Source organism: Micromonospora sp. WMMD1120 (assembly GCF_029626235.1).
In the GTDB taxonomy this organism is placed as follows: Bacteria; Actinomycetota; Actinomycetes; order Mycobacteriales; family Micromonosporaceae; genus Micromonospora.
On record NZ_JARUBO010000005.1, the window covers coordinates 882,579 to 906,106 of the forward strand.

General features: G+C 71.9%; 24 protein-coding genes. 15 read left to right on the forward strand and 9 right to left on the reverse strand.

The window, feature by feature from the left end; translation table 11 throughout:
• Positions 1-51: 51 nt before the first annotated feature.
• The 3 genes from O7634_RS04210 to O7634_RS04220 all read left to right on the forward strand — a co-directional run bounded on the left by O7634_RS04210 (position 52) and on the right by O7634_RS04220 (position 1,310).
• Positions 52-411: a cupin domain-containing protein gene (locus tag O7634_RS04210; RefSeq protein WP_278148853.1), complete on the forward strand. Its 360-nt coding sequence runs from the start codon at positions 52-54 to the stop codon at positions 409-411.
• Positions 412-508: 97 nt separating this feature from the next.
• Positions 509-901 (forward strand): hypothetical protein, encoded by a 393-nt coding sequence (locus tag O7634_RS04215; protein WP_278148854.1) that lies wholly within the window; start codon positions 509-511, stop codon positions 899-901.
• Positions 894-1,310, forward strand: coding sequence for a hypothetical protein (locus O7634_RS04220; protein ID WP_278148855.1), 417 nt, complete (start codon positions 894-896; stop codon positions 1,308-1,310). Before O7634_RS04215 ends, O7634_RS04220 begins: the two co-directional genes overlap by 8 nt.
• 105 nt (positions 1,311-1,415) lie before the next feature.
• Here O7634_RS04220 and fabG read toward each other — a convergent pair whose 3' ends face one another.
• Together fabG and O7634_RS04230 are read right to left on the reverse strand one after the other, a co-directional pair.
• The gene (gene fabG / locus O7634_RS04225) at positions 1,416-2,174 is read right to left on the reverse strand and encodes a 3-oxoacyl-ACP reductase FabG (protein ID WP_278148856.1); all 759 of its coding nucleotides are present in this window, start codon (positions 2,172-2,174) and stop codon (positions 1,416-1,418) included.
• A gap of 162 nt (positions 2,175-2,336) precedes the next feature.
• Positions 2,337-3,989, reverse strand: a complete 1,653-nt coding sequence (locus tag O7634_RS04230) for an alpha-amylase family protein (protein ID WP_278148857.1) — start codon at positions 3,987-3,989, stop codon at positions 2,337-2,339.
• 57 nt (positions 3,990-4,046) lie between these two features.
• Between O7634_RS04230 and O7634_RS04235 the strand changes: the two genes are divergently transcribed.
• Together O7634_RS04235 and O7634_RS04240 are read left to right on the forward strand one after the other, a co-directional pair.
• The gene (locus O7634_RS04235) at positions 4,047-4,661 is read left to right on the forward strand and encodes a DUF1349 domain-containing protein (protein WP_278148858.1); all 615 of its coding nucleotides are present in this window, start codon (positions 4,047-4,049) and stop codon (positions 4,659-4,661) included.
• A 57-nt stretch (positions 4,662-4,718) separates the two neighbouring features.
• The gene (locus O7634_RS04240) at positions 4,719-5,390 is read left to right on the forward strand and encodes a DedA family protein (RefSeq protein ID WP_278148859.1); all 672 of its coding nucleotides are present in this window, start codon (positions 4,719-4,721) and stop codon (positions 5,388-5,390) included.
• A gap of 40 nt (positions 5,391-5,430) precedes the next feature.
• Here O7634_RS04240 and O7634_RS04245 read toward each other — a convergent pair whose 3' ends face one another.
• Together O7634_RS04245 and O7634_RS04250 are read right to left on the reverse strand one after the other, a co-directional pair.
• The gene (locus tag O7634_RS04245; RefSeq protein WP_278148860.1) at positions 5,431-6,804 is read right to left on the reverse strand and encodes a cellulose binding domain-containing protein; all 1,374 of its coding nucleotides are present in this window, start codon (positions 6,802-6,804) and stop codon (positions 5,431-5,433) included.
• A gap of 170 nt (positions 6,805-6,974) precedes the next feature.
• Entirely contained in the window at positions 6,975-8,384 is a 1,410-nt protein-coding gene (locus tag O7634_RS04250) for a carbohydrate-binding protein (RefSeq protein ID WP_278148861.1), read from the reverse strand.
• Positions 8,385-8,596: 212 nt separating this feature from the next.
• On the opposite strand from O7634_RS04250, the gene O7634_RS04255 reads away from it, so the two are divergent.
• The 3 genes from O7634_RS04255 to O7634_RS04265 all read left to right on the forward strand — a co-directional run bounded on the left by O7634_RS04255 (position 8,597) and on the right by O7634_RS04265 (position 12,177).
• On the forward strand, positions 8,597-9,733 hold the full coding sequence (locus tag O7634_RS04255; protein ID WP_278148862.1) for a glutamate--cysteine ligase: 1,137 nt from the start codon (positions 8,597-8,599) through the stop codon (positions 9,731-9,733).
• 23 nt (positions 9,734-9,756) lie between these two features.
• Complete coding sequence (locus tag O7634_RS04260; RefSeq protein ID WP_278148863.1) at positions 9,757-11,136, forward strand: FAD-dependent oxidoreductase; 1,380 nt, start codon at positions 9,757-9,759, stop codon at positions 11,134-11,136.
• A 72-nt stretch (positions 11,137-11,208) separates the two neighbouring features.
• Entirely contained in the window at positions 11,209-12,177 is a 969-nt protein-coding gene (locus O7634_RS04265; RefSeq protein ID WP_278153867.1) for a LacI family DNA-binding transcriptional regulator, read from the forward strand.
• A gap of 471 nt (positions 12,178-12,648) precedes the next feature.
• On the opposite strand, the gene O7634_RS04270 is transcribed toward O7634_RS04265, so the two are convergent.
• Complete coding sequence (locus tag O7634_RS04270) at positions 12,649-13,596, reverse strand: carbohydrate kinase (protein WP_278148864.1); 948 nt, start codon at positions 13,594-13,596, stop codon at positions 12,649-12,651.
• Positions 13,593-14,858: an AGE family epimerase/isomerase gene (locus O7634_RS04275; protein ID WP_347404238.1), complete on the reverse strand. Its 1,266-nt coding sequence runs from the start codon at positions 14,856-14,858 to the stop codon at positions 13,593-13,595. Before O7634_RS04275 ends, O7634_RS04270 begins: the two co-directional genes overlap by 4 nt.
• Positions 14,859-15,160: 302 nt before the next feature.
• Between O7634_RS04275 and O7634_RS04280 the strand changes: the two genes are divergently transcribed.
• A complete protein-coding gene (locus O7634_RS04280) occupies positions 15,161-16,147 on the forward strand; it encodes a hypothetical protein (RefSeq protein ID WP_278148865.1) in 987 nt (328 codons plus the stop codon).
• A complete protein-coding gene (locus tag O7634_RS04285; protein ID WP_278148866.1) occupies positions 16,144-17,010 on the forward strand; it encodes an aminoglycoside phosphotransferase family protein in 867 nt (288 codons plus the stop codon). Before O7634_RS04280 ends, O7634_RS04285 begins: the two co-directional genes overlap by 4 nt.
• Before the next feature lie 199 nt (positions 17,011-17,209).
• Here O7634_RS04285 and O7634_RS04290 read toward each other — a convergent pair whose 3' ends face one another.
• From O7634_RS04290 to O7634_RS04300, 3 genes are read right to left on the reverse strand one after another with little or no spacing between them, the layout of a single operon-like run.
• A complete protein-coding gene (locus tag O7634_RS04290; RefSeq protein ID WP_278148867.1) occupies positions 17,210-18,019 on the reverse strand; it encodes a DNA-formamidopyrimidine glycosylase family protein in 810 nt (269 codons plus the stop codon).
• 28 nt (positions 18,020-18,047) lie between these two features.
• Entirely contained in the window at positions 18,048-18,248 is a 201-nt protein-coding gene (locus O7634_RS04295; protein WP_278148868.1) for a DUF397 domain-containing protein, read from the reverse strand.
• Entirely contained in the window at positions 18,241-19,128 is an 888-nt protein-coding gene (locus tag O7634_RS04300) for a helix-turn-helix transcriptional regulator (protein ID WP_278148869.1), read from the reverse strand. Before O7634_RS04300 ends, O7634_RS04295 begins: the two co-directional genes overlap by 8 nt.
• Before the next feature lie 220 nt (positions 19,129-19,348).
• Between O7634_RS04300 and O7634_RS04305 the strand changes: the two genes are divergently transcribed.
• The 5 genes from O7634_RS04305 (at position 19,349) to rocD (ending at position 23,482) form a co-directional block, all read left to right on the forward strand.
• Complete coding sequence (locus O7634_RS04305) at positions 19,349-19,519, forward strand: hypothetical protein (RefSeq protein ID WP_278148870.1); 171 nt, start codon at positions 19,349-19,351, stop codon at positions 19,517-19,519.
• A complete protein-coding gene (locus O7634_RS04310) occupies positions 19,516-19,833 on the forward strand; it encodes a hypothetical protein (protein WP_278148871.1) in 318 nt (105 codons plus the stop codon). The genes O7634_RS04305 and O7634_RS04310 overlap by 4 nt, the downstream gene beginning before the upstream one ends.
• A 95-nt stretch (positions 19,834-19,928) precedes the next feature.
• Positions 19,929-20,837, forward strand: a complete 909-nt coding sequence (locus tag O7634_RS04315) for a thrombospondin (RefSeq protein ID WP_278148872.1) — start codon at positions 19,929-19,931, stop codon at positions 20,835-20,837.
• Positions 20,838-21,455: 618 nt separating this feature from the next.
• Positions 21,456-22,271 (forward strand): dimethylargininase, encoded by an 816-nt coding sequence (gene ddaH / locus O7634_RS04320; protein ID WP_278153868.1) that lies wholly within the window; start codon positions 21,456-21,458, stop codon positions 22,269-22,271.
• Complete coding sequence (rocD, locus tag O7634_RS04325) at positions 22,268-23,482, forward strand: ornithine--oxo-acid transaminase (RefSeq protein ID WP_278148873.1); 1,215 nt, start codon at positions 22,268-22,270, stop codon at positions 23,480-23,482. The genes ddaH and rocD overlap by 4 nt, the downstream gene beginning before the upstream one ends.
• Positions 23,483-23,528 lie beyond the last annotated feature (46 nt).

A 23,528-nucleotide genomic window follows, 5' to 3' on the forward strand; every position in this document is an offset into this window, starting at 1 on the left:
AGGTCCGATTGCCGCCAGACACACACGTCGTGGCCCGGCAGTGTCGGGGCCATGCAGAGCACGGATTCGACGACGAGCGGTCTTGCGACCTTCGAACACTGGTACGACTTCGCCGAGGGCGGCCCGGTCCACCGCGCGCTCCTACCCTTCCCGTCGAGCGCGCCCGCCCCGTTCGAGGTCGCTCGCTGGTCGGTCGCTCCGAACACGTCGAACGACCTCGACGTCCATCGGTCCCGTGAGGTGTGGATCATCGTGTCGGGTACCGGAACCCTGACCGTCGCCGACCAGACGGAGGTCCTGCGGGCCGGCGACGTGGCGGCTTTCGACAGCCGGGTTCCGCATCAGGTTCGCAACGAGGGCCCGGAGCAACTGCTTGCCATCTCGGTCTACTGGTTGCCGGAGGACGACTGAGACGACCCGAACGGCCGGCGGTGAGGCCGGGGTCCGTCGAGTACTACGGCGGTTAGTAGGCTGTGCCGGTGACCGAGGCAACGACCAGGTGGCGCCGGTGAACAGCGTGAACGTCGACTCGCCGGTGGAGGGCATCGTCGCGACGGTGTCGATAGTGCTGTCGCTGCTCGTCGCGGTCTGGGCGCTGGTGGCGGCGGTACGGCAACGACCGCCGGACCGGGTGCAGTTCGTCGGCCTGGCAGCCCTCGAGGTGGCGCTGCTCGTCCTGGGCGTTCTGGCTCTCGTCGCGATCGGCGGCGGCGAACGGCCGGGTGAGCCGGGCGCCTTCTTCGGCTACCTGGTCACGCTGGTCTGCCTGCCGCCGTTGGCCTGGGTGCTGGCCCGGATGGAGCCGACCCGCTGGGGCTCCGCCATCGTGTGCGCGGTCTGCCTGGTGGCCCCGGTGGTGGTGGTCCGGTTGCAGCAGACCTGGGAGGTGCTCGGTGGTTGAGACACGACCGGCCGGGCGCGCCACGAACGCGGGCCCGGGGCGGCTGTTGATCGCTGTCTACCTGCTCTTCGCCATCGCGGCGACCAGCCGGGCCGGTCTCCAGATCGTGACCAGGTTCGACGAGGCCCCGGTGGCGTACCTGCTCTCCGCTCTGGCCGCGCTCATCTACATCGTGGCGGCGGTCGGGCTGGCCCGGGCCGGGCACGCCGGTCGTCGGCTCGCGCTGGTTTGCTGCTCGGTGGAGTTGGTCGGGGTGGTGGCGGTCGGCGTCCTGAGCCTGGTCGACAAGGAGCTGTTCCCGGACGAGACGGTCTGGTCGCAGTTCGGCAGCGGGTACGGCTACATCCCGCTGGTGCTGCCGGTGCTCGGCCTGATCTGGCTCTGGCGCACCCGCCGCGCACCCGCCTGACCTACGACAGGAGCGCACCCGTCTGACCGGCGACCAGAGCGCACCCGCCTGACCTACGACAAGAGCGCACCGGCGTGGGCGCGCTCTCGTCGAGGCGACAGCCGGTCAGTCCCGGGGGCCACCGGCCACGTAGATGACCTGCCCGGAGACGAAGCCGGCGCCCTCGCTGGCCAGGAACGAGATGGTGTGCGCGACGTCCTCCGGCCGCCCCGGACGGCGTACCGGGATCTCGGCGGCGGCGTGCTTCTGCAGGTCCTCGAAGTCGACCTTCATGCGGGCGGCGGTGGCCGCTGTCATGTCGGTGACGATGAAGCCGGGCGCCACCGCGTTCACCGTCACCCCGAACGGCCCCAGCTCGATGGCGAGCGTCTTGGTGAAGCCCTGGAGGCCGGCCTTGGCGGCGGAGTAGTTGGCCTGGCCCCGGTTGCCCAGCGCCGAGGTGCTGGAGAGGTTGACGATCCGCCCCCACCTGCTGTCCACCATGTGCTTCTGGGCGGCCTGGCTGAACAGGAACGCGCCGCGCAGGTGCACACCCATGACGGTGTCCCAGTCGGCGGTGGTCATCTTGAACAGCAGGTTGTCGCGCAGCACGCCGGCGTTGTTGACGAGCACGGTGGGCGCGCCCAGGTCGGTGGCGACCCGCTCGACGGCGGCCTCGACCTGGTCCCGGTCGGACACGTCGGCCCCCACGCCGAGCGCACGACCGCCGGCCGCCGCGATGGCGTCCACCGTCTCCTTGGTGGCCGCCTCGTCGATGTCGACCACGGCGACGGCCAGTCCGTCGGCGGCCAGTCGCCGGGCGGTGGCAGCGCCGATTCCGCGTGCGGCTCCGGTGACGATGGCGACGCGGGGCTCCTCCGACATGATTACCTCCCGGTAACTTGGGGTCGATCGAAGGAGCTTAACCCCGCGCCGCGGGCCTGGGCGACGGCCACCGGCGTACCAGAGCATCCGCGTGCGACGCGTCGCGGGACGCCCGGCCGGCGCCGATCCGGCCGGGCGTCCCGGGGTACGGGATGAGCGTCCTCAGAAGGTCGAGCCCCGGCAGAGCCTGATCCAGCGGTAACCGTGGCCGGACACCTTCACCGCGCCGAGCTTGCCCAGTTCGCCGTAGCCACGGTCGGTGAGCACGTCGATCGGCAGGTCGGCCTCCGGTTCGAGGCTGCTCAGGTCCACCTCGACGTCGTCGGTGCCCAGGTTGTGCACGAACACCATCGTTCCGGTCGGCCCGTCCGCCCGGTGCGCGAGCACCCCCGGCGGCATCGCCACGTCGATGTGGGTGGTCGAGCCGGAGCCGATCTCCGGGGCCTCCCGCAGCGTACGGATCATGCGCTCGAACCAGGCGAGCAGCGACTTCGGGTCGCCCCGCTGGGCGGTGACGTTGACCGTCTGGTAGCCGAACTCACCCTTGTCGATCACCGGGCGGACCAGCTTCTCCGGGTCGGCCGTGGAGAAGCCGGCGTTCGGCTGGTACGACCACTGCATCGGGGTGCGGATCGCCTCCCGACCGGGCAGCGACAGGTCCTCGCCCATCCCGATCTCCTCGCCGTAGCGCAGCACCGGCGTGCCGCGCATCGAGAACTGGAGGGCGTACGCCAGCTCGATGCGTCGCCGGTCGTTGCCGAGCATCGGGGCGAACCGGCGACGGATGCCCCGGTCGTAGATGCGCATGTTCTCGTCGGGTCCGAACTGCTCGTACACCTGGTTGCGCTGTTCGGTGGTCAGCCGGGACAGGTCGATCTCGTCGTGGTTGCGCAGGAAGGTCGCCCACTGCCCGCCGACCGGCAGCTTCGGGGTGTCGCGCAGCGCGTCGATCAGCGACTCCGGGTCCTGTCGGGCCAGGGCCAGCATGAGTCGCCCGTTCAGCATGAAGTCGAAGAGCATGTGGATGCGGTTGCCGGAGCCGCTGGCGTCACCGAAGAACGTCGGCAGTTGGTCCGGCTCGACGTTCGCCTCGGCCAGCAGGACGGCGTCGCCCCGCCGCCACTGCACGTGTTGGCGCAACTCGGTGAGGAACTCGAAGTCCTTCGGCGAGTTCGGGTTCCCCGGCTCGGTCAGCTCGATGATGAACGGCACCGCGTCCATCCGGAAGCCGGAGACGCCGAGCTGGAGCCAGAACGACATGATCTTCTTGACCTCGGCCCGTACCTGCGGGTTGGCGAAGTTGAGATCCGGCTGGAATTTGTAGAAGCGGTGGTAGAACCACGCCTTCGCGGTCCGGTCGTAGCTCCACGTCTCGCTCTGCTCGCCGGGGAAGACCATGCCCTGGTGCCGGTCGTCCGGCTCGGTGTCCGACCAGACGTACCAGTCCCGGTACGGCGAGTCCGGCGACGAGCGGGCGGACTGGAACCACGGGTGCTCGTCGGAGGTGTGGTTGACCACCAGATCGATGATCACGCGGATGCCCCGGTTCTGCGCCTGGTGCAGCAGCTCGGCGAAGTCGCCGAGGGTGCCGAAGCGCGGGTCCACGTTGTAGAAGTCGGTGACGTCGTAGCCGTCGTCGCGGTTGGGCGACGGATGGATCGGGTGCAGCCACAGGCAGGTCACACCGAGCCGGGCCAGGTAGTCCAACCTCCCGATCAACCCACGGATGTCGCCGACCCCGTCGCCGTCGGAGTCGGCGTACGTGTCGATGTCGAGGCAGTAGACGACAGCTTCGGAATACCAACGGTCACCCATGCCGGGGGAACATCTCCGAACGATCAGCGCGGCAAACCCTTGGTTATCGTCCCGGTCATGGGAGACAACCTCGTACCGCCGAGCGAACCGTTGGACTGGTCCCGGGGCCGGTGGCTGCACCCACCGGTGCGCGCCGAGCAGGGCCCGGCCGGTGAGCTGGTCGTCGAGCCGGCCGCGGAGAGCGACTTCTGGCGACGGACGAGTTACGGCTTCGTCCACGACAACGGGCCGGCCCTGCTCGCGCCGCTCCCGGTCGGCACCGCCATGGAGGTGAGCTTCCGGCTCGACTTCACCGAACAGTTCGACCAGGCCGGCGCGCTGGTCCGGGTCGACGAGCGGACCTGGACGAAGGCCGGCGTCGAGGTGAGCGACGGCGAGTCGCAGCTCGGCGCGGTGGTCACCCGGGAGTTCTCGGACTGGTCGGTGGCCCCGGTGCCCGGGTGGCCGGGTCGGGAGGTGACGGTCCGGGTCAGCCGGGCGGGCGACGCGCTGACCGTCCGCGCCCGGGTCGACGACGAACCGTGGCGACTGGTCCGACTCGCCCCGCTGGACCCGTCGGCCGAGGCGGTGGCCGGGCCGTTCTGCTGCGCACCGTCCCGCGCCGGGCTGACAGTGGTGTTCACTGGCTGGAGGCAGGGGCCGGCGGACACCGCGCTGCACCCCGAGGTGTAACGACCGCCCCGGCGGGTATCACCGTACGATCTCCGACCACCGACCGGAAGGACGACAATGGCGTACGCCCAGGCTGGCGACCCGTCCGAGTTCACCGGGTTGACCGGATGGGTGGCCTCGGTGATCGAGGTGCTGGGCCCGGTCGGCGTGGCGCTGCTGGTGGCGCTGGAGAGCATCGTCCCGCCGATCCCCAGCGAGGTCGTGCTGGCGATGGCCGGCTTCCTGGCCCACGAGGGGAAGTTCAACGTCGTCGTGGTGGTGCTCGCCGCGACGGCCGGCTCGCTGATCGGCGCGTTGGTGCTCTACTGGCTCGGCGCGGCGCTCGGCGAGGAACGACTCAAGCGCTGGTTGGACCACATTCCGCTGGTGGATCGCGACGACCTGGAGAAGGCCGACAGGTGGTTCGAGCGGCACGGCCGGTGGGCGGTGCTGATCGGCCGGGTGGTGCCGGTGGTCCGCAGCCTGGTCTCCGTGCCGGCCGGGGCGAACCGGATGCCGCTGGGCGAGTTCATCCTCCTCACCACCATCGGCAGCGGGGTGTGGAACGGTCTCATCGTGGGGGCGGGTTACGCGCTCGGCAGCCGGTGGCGGGACGTCGAGCGCTACAGCGACTGGTTCAACTACGCGATCGTCGCGGTCTTCGTCGTCATGGTGGTCAGCTGGGTGCTCCGTAAACTCCGGCGTCGTCGGGGCCGCGACGACCGGCGGTCGGTGACCGCCGGTCGCTGAGCCGCGGTGCCGCTGGCGTCGCCGGGTGCAAGCGGGATGGTCAGGGCAGGGTGTCCAGGTGCGGGGCGACCGTACGGGCGAAGGCGTTGCCGTTGCTCACGTCCCAGTTCACCGACCAGGTCATCGCGCCACGGATGCCGGGGTAGGTGCGCGGCGGGCGGAAGCTGCCGCAGTTGGTGCCCCGGGCCAGGCAGTCCAGGGCGGCTTTGACCACGCTCGGCGCGACGATGCCGCCACCGGCCGCCCCGGCACCGGCGGGCAGGCCGAGGCCGACCTGGTCGGGGCGGAGCCCGGCCTCCAGCGGGAGACACGCCAGCGCGACGATGAAGTTCACCGTCCCCTGGGAGTAGGCGGCGTTCTGGTCGCAGCCGAGCATCGCCCCGGAGTTGTAGTACTGGGTGTTGACGACGGTCAGGATGTCCCTGATGTCGAGCGCCAGCTTGAAGTAGCTGCTGGCCGGGTTCTGCATGTCGATGGTCTGCGGCGCCATCGTGATGATCAGGCTCGACCCGACCCGGGCCCGCAGCGCGCGCAGCGCCTGCGCCATGTACGTCGGGTTGAGCCCGTTCTCCAGGTCGATGTCGACACCGTCGAAGCCGTACCGGGCGATCAGCGCGGCGGCCGTGTCGGCGAACGCGGCGGCGGAGGCGGCGTCGTTCACCGTGACCCGGCCGGTCTCCCCGCCGACGGAGAGGATCACCCGCTTGCCCCGGCTGTGCAGGGTGCGGACGTCGCCGGTGAAGTCCGCGTCGGTGTAGCCGCCGAGCGCGGCGGACAGCCCCGGGTCGATGCCGAAGGTGAGCGCGCCGGGGGTCGAGGTGGCCTCGGCGAAGGCGACCGCGATCAGGTCGTACTCGGCGGGGACGTCGCGCAGCCGCAGCTCGACAGCCGGGTTGTCGAAGTTGTGCCAGTAGCCGGTGAGCAGGTGCTTGGGCAGGTCACCGGTGGGCGGAGTGGTCGGCGGTGGGGTCGTCGGCGGTGGTGTGGTGGTGGGTGGCGGCGTGGTGGGCGGGGCGCCGCCGCCGCAGGGAGCGCCGTTGAGCTGGCAGCCGCTGGGTGAGCCGGAGCCGGTGGCGAGGAAGCCGAAGGAGACCGACCCGCCCGGCGCGATGGTGCCGTTCCAGGACCGGTTGGTGAAGGTGTGCCGCTGGCCGGCGGAGCTGAGCAGCGCGTCCCAGTAGCTGCCGAGGGTGGTGCCGGACGGCAGGTCGAAGGCGAGGCTCCAGCCGTTGATCGTCGTGCTGCCGCCGTTGGTGATGGTGTACTTCCCCTCCCAGCCGGAGCCCCAGTCGGCGGTCTTGACGAAGCTGGCGGTGGGCCCGGCGGCGTACGCGGGCAGCGCCACCCAGGCCGCCCCGAGGGTCGCGGCGAGGGTGGCGACGAGGGACAGGGCAAGGGATCTGGAGCGTTTCATGGGACCCTCCGCGCCCGGACGGGCATTCATGGACATCGACGTTGCCGCCAATTATTAAGACAGTTAACTGTTTCTGTCCAGGGGTCGGCGCGCGCGAACCGGGCCGCCCGTCGCGGGATCGCGCGACGGGCGGCCCGAGCGGGTGCGACCGGCGGCCCGAGCGGGTCGGTTCAGCGGCGGAAGGTGAACCAGTTGACGTTGACGAAGTCGTTCGGCTGGCCGCTGGTGAAGGTCAGGTACACGGAGTGCCGGCCGGTCACCGCGCCCACGTTGCCGGGCACCGAGCGCCAGCTCTGCCAGCCGCCGGTGTTGCCGATCGCGAAGCTGCCGATCGGCGTCGCGGTCGGGCTGTCCAGCCGCACCTCGACGAGGCCGCTCACACCGCCGCCCGCGCCGGAGGCGACCCGGGCCACGAAGTCCCGGGGCGTGCTGGAGCCGAACTCGACATTGTCGTAGCGCGCCCAGTCACCGTTGCGCAGCGCGGCGATGTTCTGCCCGCCCTCCGCGCACGCCTCGACGAGCACGCCGTTCTGCCCGTTGAACGACTCGGCCTGGATCTGCGCGTACGCGTCCCGGGTGCCGGAGGGTGGTGGCGTGGTGGGCGGCGGGGTGGTGCCACCGCCACGCCGGTACACCGCCACGTAGTCGACGAGCATCGGTCGGCCCGGGACGGTGGCCGCCGTCGGCGTGCCGCTGCCGGCGACGCCGTTCGGGAAGGCGCCGCCCATCGCGACGTTGAGCAGCAGGAAGTAGCCCTGGTGCGAGGTCATCTGCGACCAGGCGGTCGCGCCGACCTGGCTGGACGTGACGGTGTGGTAAAGCTGGCCGTCGACGTACCAGCGCAGTTGCTGCGGGCTGATCGAGGCGTCCCACTCGAACCGGTACGTGTGGAACGCGGACTGGCAGGTCGAGCCCGGACAGGCCCGGGACGCGCCGAGGCCGTTGGACTCGTTGCAGGGCCCGCCCGGCGCGACGCCGCAGTGCAGCACGCCCCAGACGGAGTTGATGCCGTTGACGTTCTCCATCACGTCGAACTCGCCGATGCCCGGCCAGTTCTGGTAGTTGCCCCGGTAGGGCGCGCCGAGCGCCCAGAACGCCGGCCAGTAGCCGGCGGCAGCGGCACCGGTGACGTTCGGCATCTGGATCCGACCCTCGATGGCCAGCACACCGCCGGACGGGGCCTTGAAGTCGCTACGGACGGTCTCGATCCGCGCGGAGGTCCAGCCACCGCCACCGTCGCGCAGCGGGGTGATCCGCAGGTTGCCACCACCGTCGTGACTGACGTTGGCGGTGCTGGCGGTGTAGCTCTGGATCTCGCCGGTGCCCCAGTTGGCCGGACCACCGGGATAGCTGTGGCCGGTGTCGATGATCCAGTTGGCGGATGACGGCAGGGTGCCGGCGGCGCCGGTGAAGTCGTCGCTCCAGACGATGCTCCAGCCGCTCGGGGGTGGCGGCACGGCCGCCCGCGCGGTGACGGTGACGCCGGCCAGGACCGTGGTGGTGGCGACGAGCAGGACGGAGGCCAGCCGCAGCCGGCGTCGGACGTGCGGGACGGCGGAGGCCGCCGAGGACTGTGACATGGACGTGCCTCTCTGCGGGGACGGGGGTCGAGAGAGCGCTCTCTCGCAGTTGTACGTTCCGTCCGCACATTTGTCAACGTCGATCTCTTCCGATTCGACAGCCGGCCGGCACGACCTGTCGCCGCCACGTTTCCCGGCATCGCCACGTTGGGTAACCAAGCGGCGGACCGACGCGGACGGACCGCGTACGGCAGAACGGGACGGTGGTGTCGATGACCGGTCAGGTGGCGGAGGCGCCCGGCGAGATGGCCGCGGCGACCGGGTTGCTCACCGTTGGCGTCGAGGAGGAGTTCCTGCTCGTCGATCCGCACACCGGGGCCGCGGTCCCGGCCGTCGACCTGGTCATGGAGCAGGTGCCGGCCGAGTTGCGCGGGCAGGTGGAGCGGGAGTTCCAGACCAGTCAGATCGAGATCGGCAGCCCGCCCGGCCTGGAGCTGTCGTCGATCCGGCACTCCCTCGGCGTGCTGCGCCGGGCGCTCGCCGACGCCGCCGAGCGGGCCGGCGTACGCCTGCTCGCCATCGGCACCGGCCCGGTGGACGGCCCGGTGCCGCCGGTGGTGGACAAGCCCCGCTTCGACCGGATGATCCAACGGTTCCGGCTGCTGGTTCCCGGCCCCGGCAACAACGGCATGCACGTGCACGTCGGCGTACCCGACCCGGACACCGGCGTACAGGTGCTCAACCACGTACGGCCGTGGCTGCCGATGCTGCACGCGGTCACCGTCAACTCGCCGTTCGCCGGTGGCGAGGACACCGGTTACGCGAGTTGGCGCTCGGTCGAGTGGGAACGGTGGCCGTCGGTGGCCCCGACGCCGTGGCTGGAGTCGCACGAGCACTACCAGCGGCTGATCCGCCAGTTGATCTCCAGTGGGGTGATGCTCGACGAGGGGATGCTCTACTGGTACGCCCGGCTGTCCGCCAAGTACCCGACGGTGGAGCTGCGGATCGGCGACGTCTGCCCGACGGTGGACGACGCGGTGCTCGTCGCCGCGCTGGTCCGGGCGCTGGTGGCCACCGCCCTGGCGGACATCGAGGCCGACCGACCGGCGCTGCGGACCGACCACCACCTGCTGGTCGGCGCGCACTGGCGGGCCGCCCACGACGGGCTGGAGGGCGACGGCGTCGACGTCACCACCGGTGAGGTGCGCCCGGCCTGGGAGCTGCTGGAACGGTTCGTGGACCGGCTGCGGCCGGCGCTGGAGCAGCACGGCGACTGGGCCGAGGTGACCGACCTGCTGGGCGGGTTGCGCCGGCACGGCAGCGGCGCAGCACGGCAGCGCGCGGTCTTCGAACGCACCGGCCGACTCACCGACGTGGTGCAGGACGTCGCGCGGCAGACCCGCGGCTGATCACCGCGTGACAGGATGAACCCGTGGCGCAACGGTTGATCGTCATCGGTGGGGATGCCGCCGGCATGTCGGCGGCATCCCAGGCCCGACGTCGGCGCAATGCCGGCGACCTGGAGATCGTGGTCTTCGAGCGGGGCCACTTCACCTCCTACTCCGCGTGCGGCATCCCGTACTGGATCAGCGGTCTGGTGCCCGGCCCGGAGGCGTTGATCGCCCGCGACCCGCAGACGTTCCGCACCGAGTACGTGATGGACGTCCGGATGCGGCACGAGGTCACCGCCATCGACCTGGACCGCCGCGAGGTGGTGGCCCGGGACCTGGACGGCGGTGGCGAGGTCCGCGAGCGCTTCGACGACCTGATGTACGCCACCGGCGCCGTACCGGTGCAGCCGCCGTGGGCGGTCACCGACGCGCAGGGCGTGTTCGGCATGCAGACCCTCGACGACGGCGCCGCCCTGCGCGACTGGCTGGACGCCGAGCCGCGACCGCGCCGGGCCGTGGTCGTCGGCGGCGGGTACATCGGCGTCGAGATCGCCGAGGCCCTGATCCAGCGCGGCCTCTCGGTCACCCTCGTCGAGGCGGGGGCGCAGCCCATGGCGACAGTCGACCCCGACATGGCCGAGTTGGTCACCGACGCCATGCGCGGCCTGGGCGTCACCGTCCGGACCGGCCTGCCGGTGAGCGGCCTGGAGGAGAAGGACGGCAGGGTGTCCGCCGTGGTCACCGCCGAGGGGCCGATTCCGGCCGACGTCGTGGTCCTGGGCCTCGGGGTACGCCCCAACGCCGCGCTCGCCGAGGCCGCCGGGTTGCCGATCGGGCCGACCGGGGCGATCCGGGTGGACCGCCAGATGCGGGTGCCCGGCCACCGCGGCGTCTGGGCGGCCGGTGACTGTGTGGAGACGCTGCACCGCGTCAGCGGCTTGCCGGTGCACGTGCCGCTGGGCACGCACGCCAACAAACAGGGGCGGGTGGCCGGAATCAACATCGGCGGCGGGTACGCCACCTTCGCGGGCGTGATCGGCACGGCGGTGACGAAGGTCTGCGACCTGGAGGTGGGGCGCACCGGCCTGCGCGAGCGGGAGGCCACCGCCGCCGGCTTCGAATTCGTTTCAGTGATAGCCGAGTCGACGAACCGGGCCGGCTACTATCCGGGTGCCCGGCCGATGACCGTCAAGTTGATCGCCGAGCGGCCCAGCGGCCGGTTGCTCGGCGCGCAGATCGTCGGTTGGTCCGAGGCGGCCAAACGGATCGACACGCTGGCCGTGGCCCTGTGGAACGGCATGACGGTGGACGATATGACCGCACTGGACCTGGGCTACGCTCCGCCGTACGCGCCGGTGTGGGATCCGGTGCTCATCGCCGCCCGAAAAGCGGTGGACGCGCTCGCCGCGCTCGCCCGCTGACCCGCGCCCGCCGTGGAGGACCACCCCGTGACCCAGACCCCGACCCGACCGACCGCGCGGCGACGCCCGACGATGGTGGATGTGGCCCGACGCGCCGACGTCAGCCTGAAAACCGTCTCGCGCGTGGTCAACGACGAGCCGGTGGGGCAGGAGCTGGTCAGCCGGGTGCTGGCAGCCATCGCCGAGCTGGGCTTCCGGCGCAACGACATCGCCCGCAACCTGCGCTCCCGGCAGCTCAACGCCACCGTCGGGCTGCTCATCGAGGAGATCGCCAACCCGTTCTACGCGACGATCGCCAGCGTGGCCGCCGAGATCGCCGCCGCGCACGGCACCATGCTGATCACCGCCTCCTCGGAGGAGGACCCGGAACGGGAACGCGCCCTGCTCCAGGACTTCACCCAACGCCGGGTCGACGGCCTGCTGGTGGTGCCGGCCGGTCTCGACCACTCGTTCCTGCGCCGGGAGGTCGAGCTGGGCATGCCGGTGGTGTTCCTGGACCGACCGCCGCAGGGGCTCCAAGCCGACGCCGTGCTGCTGGACAACAGGGGCGGCAGCCGATCCGGGGTCGCCGCGCTGCTCGACGAGGGACACCGGCGGGTGGGCCTGCTGCTCGGCGCGCCGAGCGTGCCCACCATGCGCGAACGACTGGTCGGCGCACGGGACGCGCTGGCCGCCGCCGGCGTCGCGCCGGACGAGACACTGCTGCGCGAACGGCTCATCTCCCCCGAGGACGCCGGCCGGGCGGTCGCCGCGCTGCTCGACCTTCCGGACCCGCCCACCGCCTTCTTCTGCGCCAACAACCGGCTCACCGTCGGCGCGCTCCAGGAGCTGCACCGGCGCGGCAGCGCGGCGGCGCTGGTCGGCTTCGACGACTTCGAGCTGGCCCACCTGATGCCCCGACCGCTGACCGTCGTCGCGTACGACACCCGGGAGCTGGCCCGCGTCGCCACCGAACGCCTGTTCAACCGCATAGCCGGTGACGACACCACCCCCACCACGACGGTCCTACCCACCAAACTCCTCCCCCGCGGCCTCCCCTAAACCACCCCGCCCCCGCGCTCTTCGCTCCCGCCCTCGCGCTCCCCGCGCTCCCCGCCCCCGCGCTCCCGCTCCCGCTCCCCCGCTCCCCGCCCCCGTTCCCCGCGATCTTGCAGTTTCTGTCCCGACAAAAGGCGTGAATCACGCAAGTCGACGACAGCAAGTGCAAGATCGACGAGGGCGGCAGGGACAGGAAGATCAGCGGAGCAAGCGAAGGGCAGCCGGGGCAGCGAGATCAGCGCGGGCAGCGACGACCAGGGGCGCCAGGGCGCGACAGCGTGAGGATCGGGTCACCCCCGCCGCCAACCCCGACGATCTTGCACTTACTGTCCCGACACAAGGCACGAAACGCGCAGATCGTCGACAGCAAGTGCAAGATCGCGGGGACGGGGCGGGAACGGGGCGGGAACGGGGCGGGAACGGGGCGGGGACGGGGCGGGGACGGGGCGCGGGCGGAAACGGGCGCGAGGGGGGTTAGCTGGTTAGTAGGGCTTCTACCTCGGGGCGGCGGGGTGGGTCTGCGCCTCGGCGGCCACAGGTCAGCGCGGCAACAGTGGCCGCTTGCCGGAGTACCGCTGCCCACTGCGGCCCGGTCACCGCGGCGAGCCGTTCGGCTGGCCGGTCGCCGAGCGCGCCGAGGTCAGCCAACGCGGCCAGCAGGCCGCCGGTGAACGAGTCGCCGGCGCCGACGGTGTCGACCACGACGGTGCGGACGGCGGGCTGCTCGTGCAGCGAGCCGTCGGGCGCGAGCAGCCAGGCGCCGTCACCGCCCCGGGTCACCACCGCGCAGGACACCCCGGCCGCCTGCCACTCGGTCATCACCTCGGCCACCGGTCGGTCCGGGTAGAGCCAGGCCAGGTCCTCGTCACTGGCCTTGACCAGGTGCGCGAGGGGCACCTGCCGGCGTACGCGCTCCTGCTCCGCCGCCCGGTCGGTGACGATGCTCGGCCGCAGGTTGAGGTCGACGGAGATGGTGAGCCCACCCCGGTCACGTTCCCGGGCGAGCAGCCCCTCCAGCACCTCGGCGCCGGGAGCCAGCGCGAGCGCCAGCGACCCGCTGTGCAGCGCGACCGCCGGTGAACCGGCCAGTTCGGGAAGCTCCTGCGGGGTCCACTGCCAGTCTGCCGCCCCGGCCAGCCGGAACTCGTAGCTCGCCTGTCCCGCGGCGTTCAGGGTGGCCACCGCCACCGAGGTGGGCTCCTCGGCGCGTACCGCCCAGTCCAGGTCCACCCCGTTGCTGTCCAGGTGCTCGGCGACCTGCCGCCCGTACTCGTCGGCGCCGAGCCGGGCCAGCAGCCGTACCGGCTGGTCGAGCCGCGCCAGGGTGACCGCGACGTTGGCCGGCGAGCCACCGGGCACGGCCCGTTCTCCGTCGGCGGTGACCACCAGGTCGATGAGCGCCTCACCGGCGACGACGATCACGCGGCCACCTCCCCGGGGGCGAGCGGGCCGGGACCACCGAGCCCGTTGGCCGAGCGGGACAGCAGCACCGCCTGGTACGCGTGGTAGACGTCCGGCCGACCGTGCCAGACCGTGTCGGCGGGCCTGTTGCGCGGGTCCAGCTCGTGCCGCCACCCGGTCTGGTCGATGAGCGTGCGCTGGGCGTACGCCCAGAAGACCCGGTACCAGTCGGCGTAGACGGCGTCCCCGGTGCGGCGGCCGAGGGTGACCGCCGCGCCGATGGCCTCGGCGAGCACCCAGTGCATCCGGGAGCGCACCACCGGGGTGTCGTCCCAGTCGATCGTGTAGACGAAACCGTCGGCGCCGTCGACGGCCCAGCCCCGGCGCACGGCGGCGGCGAAGAGGGCGCGGGCGTCGGTGAGCAGCCAGTGCGGCGGCTGGGGCAGGACCGCCTCCAACTCCAGGAGCAGCCGGGCCCACTCCAGCCAGTGTCCGATCGTGGACCCGTACGGCCGGAACGGGTCGGCGGGCTGGTCCTTGTTGTAGTCGGGCAGCGGCGTCCAGTCGGTGGTGAAGTGTTCGGGGAGCCGCCAGTCGTGCCGGGCGGCCTCGCCGTGCACCAGGTGGGTGGCGATCCGCAGCGCCCGGTCGGCCCAGCTCGGGTCGCCGGTGGCGGCGGTGGCGCCGAGGAACGCCTCGACCATGTGCATGCTGCTGTTGGCGCCGCGGTAGTCCTCGGTGACCGTCCAGTCCCGGTTCCACGACTCACGAACGGCCCCGGCGTCGTCGTCCCAGAACCGCTCGCGTACGACGGTCAGCACGTCGGCGAGCAGCCGATCCGCGCCGGGTCGCCCCGCACGCGCGGCGCTGGACGCCGCGAGCAGCACGAACGCGTGGTCGTAGCCGGCCTTGCGATCGTCGACGGGGGTGCCCTGCTGGTCCACGGCGCTGAACCAACCGCCGTACCGGTCGTCGCGCAGCAGCGTGTCGAGCGCGGCGACCCCGTGGTCGACGAGGGCGGCGGCGGTCGGGTCGCCGTTGCGGTGGGCGAGCGCGGCCACGTGGGTCATCCGGCAGGTGATCCAGGTGAAGACAGGCTCCCCGCGGTCCGGGGTGCGGTCGTCGGTCAGCCACCAGAAACCGCCCTCGGGCCGTACCGAGCGGCGGGCCGTGTCGAGCAGTGTCCGGGCCTGGTCGACGAGGAGGTCGTCCAGGTGGGGCAGGTCGGGTGACCCGGTAGGAGCGGGGGTCCCCTCGGTGTGAGGTTGGGGCACGTCGGTCATCTCAGCCCGTCGGTTAGGAAAGGAACATGCAGCCAGGGTTCGGCGACGGAGCGAATCCGCGCCGGGACATTGTCGACGGAAAAGCGCACCAGGGCAGGCCCGTCCAGCACTAAATGTCCGTTGACATCGTTGTCACTCCTCAACCCTGCTCCGGCGGCCGGCCGACTGTCAATTCCGGTCACGTCACACCGGCCCACCCGCTCCTACCGTCGCCTCGGGCCACCGTGCCGTCGACACCACGGACCTGACCAGAGACTCAGGTCCCTCAGCGTCGTCTCATCCCGGGGGTCGACACTGTGGGTATGACATTCGATGGACGGATCAGGTTCGCCGCGGCGGCCTGGCAGATCGGATACGTCGCGGTCCACGTGTGGTGGGCGATCGACGGCGCGCCGGCCTTCCTGAAGGGTCGGGAGTCCTACTTCCCGGGCGGCTGGCTACCGGTGGTCCTGGGCACGCTGGCGGCGGTCGCCTGCCTGGCCGCCGCGATCAGTCACCGCGAACGGGACGACACCGGCCATCGCCTGCTCGCCGGGCTCAACGCGGTCGCCGGCGTCGCGCTGTGCGTGTACTCGTTCCTGTTCCCGGTGGTCCTGGTCTCGTTGCTCTTCGAGGGGCCCAGTGAGGGCATCGTCACCAGCCTGCTGGCGACCGGCAGCGGGGCGCTCGGCGGAATCCTGTGCCTGCTCATCGCCGCCGCTGAGCGGCGGCGGGCCACCCGCTCGTGCGACGCCTGCGGGCGCGTCCACGGCCGGTCACCGGAGAGCCGGGCGGACGCCACCCCCCGCTGGGCCTACGCCGGCGCCTACCTCGCCGTCGCCGGCTACCTGGCCCGGATGAGCGTGTGGCTGGTCGACACCATCGCCGGGCGGTGGCCCTCCGCGGCCAGCCGGGCGAACGGCCTGTCCTGGACGGCGATGATCGTCTTCATGCTGCTGATGAGCCTGGCCGGCACGCTGCTCCCCCTCGCGTTGGCGCACCGCTGGGGCCGCCTCTGGCCGACCTGGGTGACGCCGCTGCGCGGCCGGGCGGTGCCGCGCTGGCTGGTTCTCGGCACGGGCCTGTTCATCGGCGCGAGCCTGACCGCGTACTTCGGCATCGCCGGCATGACCGCCTGGCTCCGCGGCGACGTCCGCGGCCCCTTCCTGCCGTTGCTGCTCGAGATGGGCGGTTACACGCTGTGGGGGGTCGGGCTGCTCCTGGCCGCCGCGTCGTACTTCGCGCTGACCCGACCGCCGTGCCCACTCCCGGCCGAGGACCGCCGCGCCCCCGCGCCGATCCGGCCATGATCGTGCCCGAGGCCCTCCATTGGGTACGCCGGACGCCGGCCGGCCGGGACTGGCTGGCCACGATCCCCGACCGGCTGCGAGAGTGCGCCGAGCAGTGGTCGTTGCGACTCGGGCCGCCCTTCCCCCAGGCGTACGCCTCGCTGGCGCTCCCCGCCCACCTGCCGGACGGCACGGCGGCCGTGCTGAAGGTGCAGTATCCCGACGAGGACAGCCGGCACGAGGCCGCCGCGCTGGCGCACTGGAACGGGGACGGGGCTGTCCGTCTGCTCGCCCACGACGGGCAGCGGCGTGCCCTGCTGGTGGAGCGCTGCCAACCCGGCACCCCGCTGCACGACCTGCCGATGGACAGCGCACTGGACGCCGTGATCGCGCTGCTGCCCCGACTCTGGCAACCGGCCGACACACCGTTCACCCCGCTGGCCGAGGAGGCCGCCGGCTGGATCGACCGGATGCCGCACACGTGGGAACGCGCGGGCCGACCGTACGAGCGACGGCTCCTCGACGCGGCGCTCGCGCTGCTCGGTGACCTGGCGTCGAGCCAGGGTGAACAGGTGCTGGTCAACCAGGATCTGCACGCCGGCAACGTGCTCGCCGCCGACCGCGAGCCGTGGCTGGCCATCGACCCGAAGCCGCTGATCGGGGAGCGGGAGTTCTCGGTCGTGCCGATGGTGCGCGGCCCGGAGCTGGGCCACTCGCCGTCCGCCGTCCGGCGTCGGCTGGCCCGGCTCAGCGCCGAGTTGCGGCTCGACCGGGAACGGGTGCGGGCCTGGACGATCGGCCAGACGCTGGCCTGGAGCATCGCCGACGACCAGGTCACGCCGGAGAAGATCGAGGTGGTCCGCTGGCTCCTCGCCAGCCGCTGACCGAACCCAACGCGCGGCTCGGACATGATCGCGCTCGAACGCAAAGCGCGGCTCGGACATGATCGCACTCGAACCAGGAAGTAGTGGCCTGCCGCGCTCGGGAGGCCACTACAACCTGGATACAGCGCGATCAAGGCGCGGGGACTGCGCGACCGAGCGGGGCGGACAGGGCGGGCGGGCGGCGGTGGGCGGTGGGCGGTCAGCCGACCTGGCAGGTGGGGCACCAGTAGAGGTTGCGGCCGGCCAGCTCGCCGCGCAGGATCTCGGTGCCGCAGACGTGGCAGGGCGCGCCGGGGCGGCGGTAGACGTACACCTCGCCACCGTGCCGGTCCACCCGGGCCGGCCGGCCCATCGCCTCGGGCAGGTGCACGTCCCGGACGGTGTCGATCCGGCCCTGCCGCACCGCGAGCCGCATCAGGTCGACCAGGTCGCGCCAGAGCGCGTCCCAGCCGGCACGGCCGAGCTTCCGACCGGGCATCGTCGGTGGCAGGCCGGCCCGGAACAGCGCCTCGGTCACGAAGATCAGGCCGGTCCCGGCCACCACCGACTGGTCCAGCAGCAGCGCGGCGAGCGGGGTGGGGCTGCGCGAGATCCGGGCGTACGCCCGCTCCGGGTCGGCATCGGCGCGCAGCGGGTCCGGCCCGAGACGGTCGCGGAGCGCGGCCACCTCGGGCGGGGTCAGCAGCTCGCAGGCGGTAGGGCCGCGCAGGTCCAGCCAGTGCCGGTCGCTGGCCAGTCGCAGCCGCACCTGACCGACCGGTTCCGGCGGCGCTCCCGGCCCGTCGGCGAACTTGCCATACAACCCCAGGTGTACGTGCAGAGTCAGCTCACCCGCGTAGTGGTGCAGCAGGTGCTTGCCGTACGCCTCGGTGGTGTCCAGCACGGTCCCGGAGAGCCGGGCGGCGCCCTCGGCGAAGCGGCCCTGCGGGCTGGCGGCGTGCAGCTTGTCCCCGGCGAACAGCTCGGCGTGCCGGATCGCGAGGCGGTGAATCGTGTGTCCCTCTGGCACGGCTGCCAAGGATAGCCAGCCGCGCGGGTCAGCCTCGGTGGAGCTGGGTGGCGCCGCGAACGAACGTGGCCCAGGAGGCGGGGGCGAAGGTCAGCGTGGGCCCGGTCGGGTCCTTGCTGTCGCGCACACCCACGACGCCGGGCAGGTTGTCGGCCACCTCGACGCAGTTGCCGCCGCTCCCGCCGCTGCGGGTGCTCTTGCGCCAGGTCGCACCGGCAAGGTCAGTCATGATGCTCCTCGATGATCGAAGTGATCATTTTCTCTGATTCTGCCTCACCGGACGCGAGCGCTTCCAGGTCCGACCAGACATGTTCGAAGGCCGCCACCTCGGCCGGCTTGTCCAGGTAGAGCGCTCCGGTGATGTTCTCCAGGTAGACGGTGGTCGGCTCGGTCGACGCCCGGCCGAACGCCTGCGGAAAGTCCAACAGCACGAAGGTGCCCGTCTCGCTGGCCAGCGGCGGACCGGCGGCGAGCGGCAGCACCCGCAGACTCACGTTCGGCAGCGCGGCCACGTCGAGCAGGTGGCGCAACTGCTGGGTCATCGCCCGGTGGTCGGGGATCGTGCGCCGCAGCACCGCCTCGCTCAACACGACCCGAAGGGTGGGTGCGGGGGGCAGTCGGCGGACGAGGATGCCCTGCCGTTGCAACCGCACCTCGACCAGCTTTTCCCGCTCGTCGGCGGTCATCGTCGGGTTCTTGCGGCGGAACAGCTCGGCGGCGTACTCCCGGGTTTGCAGAAGCCCGGGAATCAACTCCGCGTCGTATTGACGCAAACTGGCGGCCGACGATTCCAGGCCGACGTACAACGAGAACCACGACGGGACCACATCACCGTACGAGTGCCACCACCCCCTGGCGCGGGTCTCCTTCGCGAGGCCGGCGACGATCTCCCCCATCGCGTCCGGCACCCGATAGAGGACGCACATCGCCCGCGCGTCCACCACCCGCACCGGCACCAGGCCCTTCTCGATCCGCCACACCTTCTGCCGCGAGCAGTCCAGGGCCTCGGCGACGGCGTCCAGCGTCACGGAGGCGTCCTCGCGGAGCTGCGTGAGCAGCCGCCCGAGTTGCCGCCGGGGGACGGTCGATCCGCTTGTTTCATCCGTCATGCAACATCACCGCTCTCCTCGTGCAACACGGAATGTTTCACCACGTACGCATTTCTGGTTCATTCCTCGTGCGTCATTTCGACTTGACAGTAGGGCGGGGCGAAAGATTGCACAAGGTGGCCAGGGTGGAACATGCTGTCACGCGCCACAGCATTCCGGAAAGGCGTCGTAAATGGCGTCGACAATAGCGTGTTTGCGCTATTTATCGGAGGGACGCACGATGCGCGTGTCGTACAACGAATACCTCCTGGTCACCGCGCTGACCCTCGCCCGCCGACACCGGCCGGTCTGGAGCTGGTCCCGCTGGCGCACCGTGTGCCGGTGCGGCGCGGAGCTGCCCTGCCGAGCCCGCCACCGCATCCCGATCAACCGTGGGCACTGGCCGACGTGACCGCTGCGCAGCCCGGCCGGAAGCCCGGCGACCTCAAGCCCGGCGACCTGCTGTTGATCGGCGAGGCGTGCTCGGTGCAGTTCGCCGGCGACCGGGCGCTGCGCCTGCGACTGGTGAGTGTCGACCCGCGCCCGACATACCAGGGTTGGGTCTGGCTGACCGGCTACGCCCTGAACGGCAGGGACGTCGCCGTGGACAAGCGGGAGGTGTTCGTGCTCCACGCCGGGCTGCGGGTGCTGCGCCCAGCGCCGGGTTCAAGCAAGCCGGGCCCGTCCGGGAGCGCGGAAAGACCGGTTTTCCGGACGTCGTGTTGATCGAGGTCAGACCGGGCGTGGCATCTGTACCCGGTATTGGTGTCAGAAAACGCGCAGCGGGGTACTTCATGGCCGTACCCATCAGGAGGTGTGTAGTGGTCAGGATTCCTTCGCTGTCCCGCCGGTCCGAGCCGGCGCGGGACGAGAACCTCGACGGTCGCGTGGACGGCCGCGATAACCAGGTCACCGACCGGGACGCCGAGCAGACGCCGTACACCAGCGGCAACGGCCAGGGCAGTGAGGCCGAGCGGCGGGCCAGCGAGCGCGCGGCGGTGGCCCGCGCCGCCACCGCGCGCCCGGTCGACACCGACACCCGCTCGACCGGCCGGTCCGTCGGCGCCGACACCCGGTCCGCCGCCGCGCGGCCCGTCGACACCGACACCCGCCCGAGCGTCGCGCGCCCGGCGGACACCGACACCCGGGCGGTGACCACCGATGCCCGGCCCGCCGCCGTGGCCGAGACGGACACCGAGGCCCGGCCCGCCGCCGTGGCCGGGACGGACACCGAGGCCCGGCCCGCCGCCGTGGCCGGGACGAACACCGAGGCCCGGCCCGGGACGCGCACCACCGGGCGGGACTCCCACCCGGACGGCACCACCCGGCGACCCGACACCACCGACCGCCCGGTCGACACGACCCCGGACCGGACCGCCCCCGAGCCGCCGGTGACGCGTGGCCCGAAGCCCCGCGCCAGCCTGCTGGCCACCCTCGGCCTGATCGTCGCGGTCGCCGGCGCGCTGTTCGTCCTGACCGGGACGCTTGCCGGGTACGGCATCGGGCTCGGCGCGGTCGGCGCGGTCCTCTCGGTGCTCGGCCTGATGGCCACCCGCCGCCGGCACGTCGCCGGCAAGACCGACGCGCTGTTCGGCATCCTGATCGGGCTGGCCGCAGTGGTGATCGGTGTGCTGGCGATGACCGGTCAGTTCGACTGGCCGACCACCGACGGCGACTGGGTGCCGCGCTTCCGGGAGTGGCTTGACTCACAGTTTGTCGACCGTTTCTAGCGGGCACTGTTCCGCTCGCCGGTGGTGCACCGGCAGCGCCGGCGGTTCGCCGGCAGCCCGAACTTCCCGGTGGTTCACCGGCCGGGCGACACACCTTTCAGGGGCGGCGGTTCGCCGCCCCTGAAGTGCGTCCGGGGCCGGGGCGCCGGGCGCGCGCCGAGCGCCTCCCGGAGGCTGGCCCCGGCGGCGTGTCACCGGGATGCGTCCCGGGGATGCGTCCCCGGGGTGCGCCCCCGGAGTGCGGCCCCGGAGTGCGGCCCCGGGAGTGCGGCCCCGGGATGCGCCCCGGAGTGCGGCCCCGGGATGCGGCCCCGGGATGCGCCCCGACGATCTTGCACTTTCGGTTGCCGTTTTGTCGCTCTGGTCCCCGTATGCGGCGACAGGAAGCGCAAGATCGACGCCGGAGTGGGGCGCGTGGCCTAGAACACGAACCGAGCCCGGTCGGGCTGTCGACGCAACGAATCGCAGTCCGGCACCCCTCACACGCAACGAATCTGCGCTGTGCGCAACTCTCGACGGTAGATCCTGCCGCTGACCCCGCATAACGTTGAGCAACGGCGCCAGCCCGTGGGCCACGGTGGCCGGGCGCGCCCGACCCCTGGGAGCAGGACAATGACGATGGACGCCACCAGCCAGCGCCTGTTGATGTGCCGGCCGACGTACTTCGCCGTCGACTACGCGATCAACCCCTGGATGGACCCGAGCGCGCCGGTGGACGTCGCGCTGGCCGTTCAGCAGTGGGAGCAGCTCCGCCAGACGTACCTCGACCTGGGCCACACCGTCGAGGAGATCACTCCGGTGCCCGGCCTGCCCGACATGGTCTTCGCCGCCAACGGCGGCACGGTGATCGACGGCAAGGCGATGGCAGTGCAGTTCCGCGACCCGCAGCGCGCCGACGAGGCGCCGGCGTACCGGGCCTGGTTCGAGGCCGCCGGCTTCGAGGTGTACGACCCGAAGCACGTCAACGAGGGTGAGGGCGACGTCCTGCTGGCCGGGGACCACCTGCTGGCCGGCACCGGCTTCCGCACCGCGCACGCCTCGCACGCCCAGTTGCAGGAGGTCTTCGGCTACCCGGTGATCACCATGCAGCTCGTCGACCCGCGCTTCTACCACCTGGACACGGCGCTGACGGTGCTCGACGAGCGGACCGTGGCGTACCTGCCGGAGGCGTTCTCCCCCGGCAGCCAGGCGGTGCTGCGCCGGCTCTTCCCGGACGCGGTGCACGCCACCATGGCCGACGCCGAGGTGCTGGGGCTGAACGCGGTCAGCGACGGGCGGCACGTGGTGCTGCCCGCGCAGGCCACCGACCTGGCCGCCAAGCTGCGCGACCGGGGCTACGAAACCATCGGTGTCGACCTGTCCGAGCTGCGTAAGGCCGGCGGCGGACCGAAGTGCTGCACGCTACGACTCCGTCAGGGAAAGGCAAGCAAGTGATCGACAACATCCTGCGGACGCCGGGAGCGGTCCGGGACGCCGAGCGCTGGACGGCGCACAACTACCACCCGCTGCCGGTGGTGATCTCGTCCGCCGAGGGAGCCTGGCTCACCGACGTGGACGGCCGGCGCTACCTCGACTGCCTGGCCGGCTACTCCGCGCTGAACTTCGGCCACCGGCATCCGCAGCTGATCGCCGCCGCGCACGCCCAGCTCGACCGGCTCACGCTGACCAGTCGGGCGTTCATCCACGACCAGTTCGCCGACTTCTGCCGCGAGCTGGCCGAGCTGTGCGGCAAGGACCTGGTGCTGCCGATGAACACCGGCGCCGAGGCGGTGGAGACCGGGATCAAGGTGGCCCGGAAGTGGGGCTACCAGGTCAAGGGCGTGCCCGCCGGTCAGGCCAACATCGTGGTCGCCGAGGGCAACTTCCACGGCCGGACCACCACCATCGTCAGCTTCTCCACCGACGAGGACGCCCGCGCCGACTTCGGGCCGTACACCCCGGGGTTCACCATCGTTCCGTACGGCGACCTGGACGCGCTGACCGCCGCGATCGACGAGAACACCGTCGCCGTACTGCTCGAGCCGATCCAGGGCGAGCAGGGCGTGGTGCTGCCACCGGAGGGCTACCTGCCCGGCGTACGCCAGGTCTGCACCGACCGGAACGTGCTCTTCATCGCCGACGAGATCCAGTCCGGGCTGGGGCGTACCGGGGCGACGTTCGCCTGCGACCACGAGGGCGTCGTACCCGACATGTACCTCCTCGGCAAGGCCCTCGGCGGCGGCATCGTGCCGGTGTCCGCGGTGGCCGCGAACGCCGACGTGCTCGGCGTGCTCAAGCCCGGCCAGCACGGCTCCACCTTCGGCGGCAACCCGCTGGCCTGCGCGGTGGCCGTCGAGGTGGTCCGACTGCTGGCCACCGGCGAGTTCCAGCGCCGCTCCGCCGAGCTGGGCGAGCGACTCCGTACCGGCCTGGAGGCTCTGGTTGACAGAGGCCTGGTCGGGGTACGCGTACGCGGCCTGTGGGCCGGTCTGGACATCGACCCGGCGCTGATGAGCGGCCGGGAGGCGTGTGAGCGGCTGGCGGAGCGCGGCGTGCTGGCCAAGGACACCCACGGCTCCACCATCCGGCTCGCCCCGCCGCTGGTCATCACCGAAGAGGAGATCGACCTGGCGGTCAACGCGCTGACCGAGGTGCTGTCCGCCTAACCCCCACCCACCCCACCCACCCACCCCACCCCCACCGGCGCCCCGC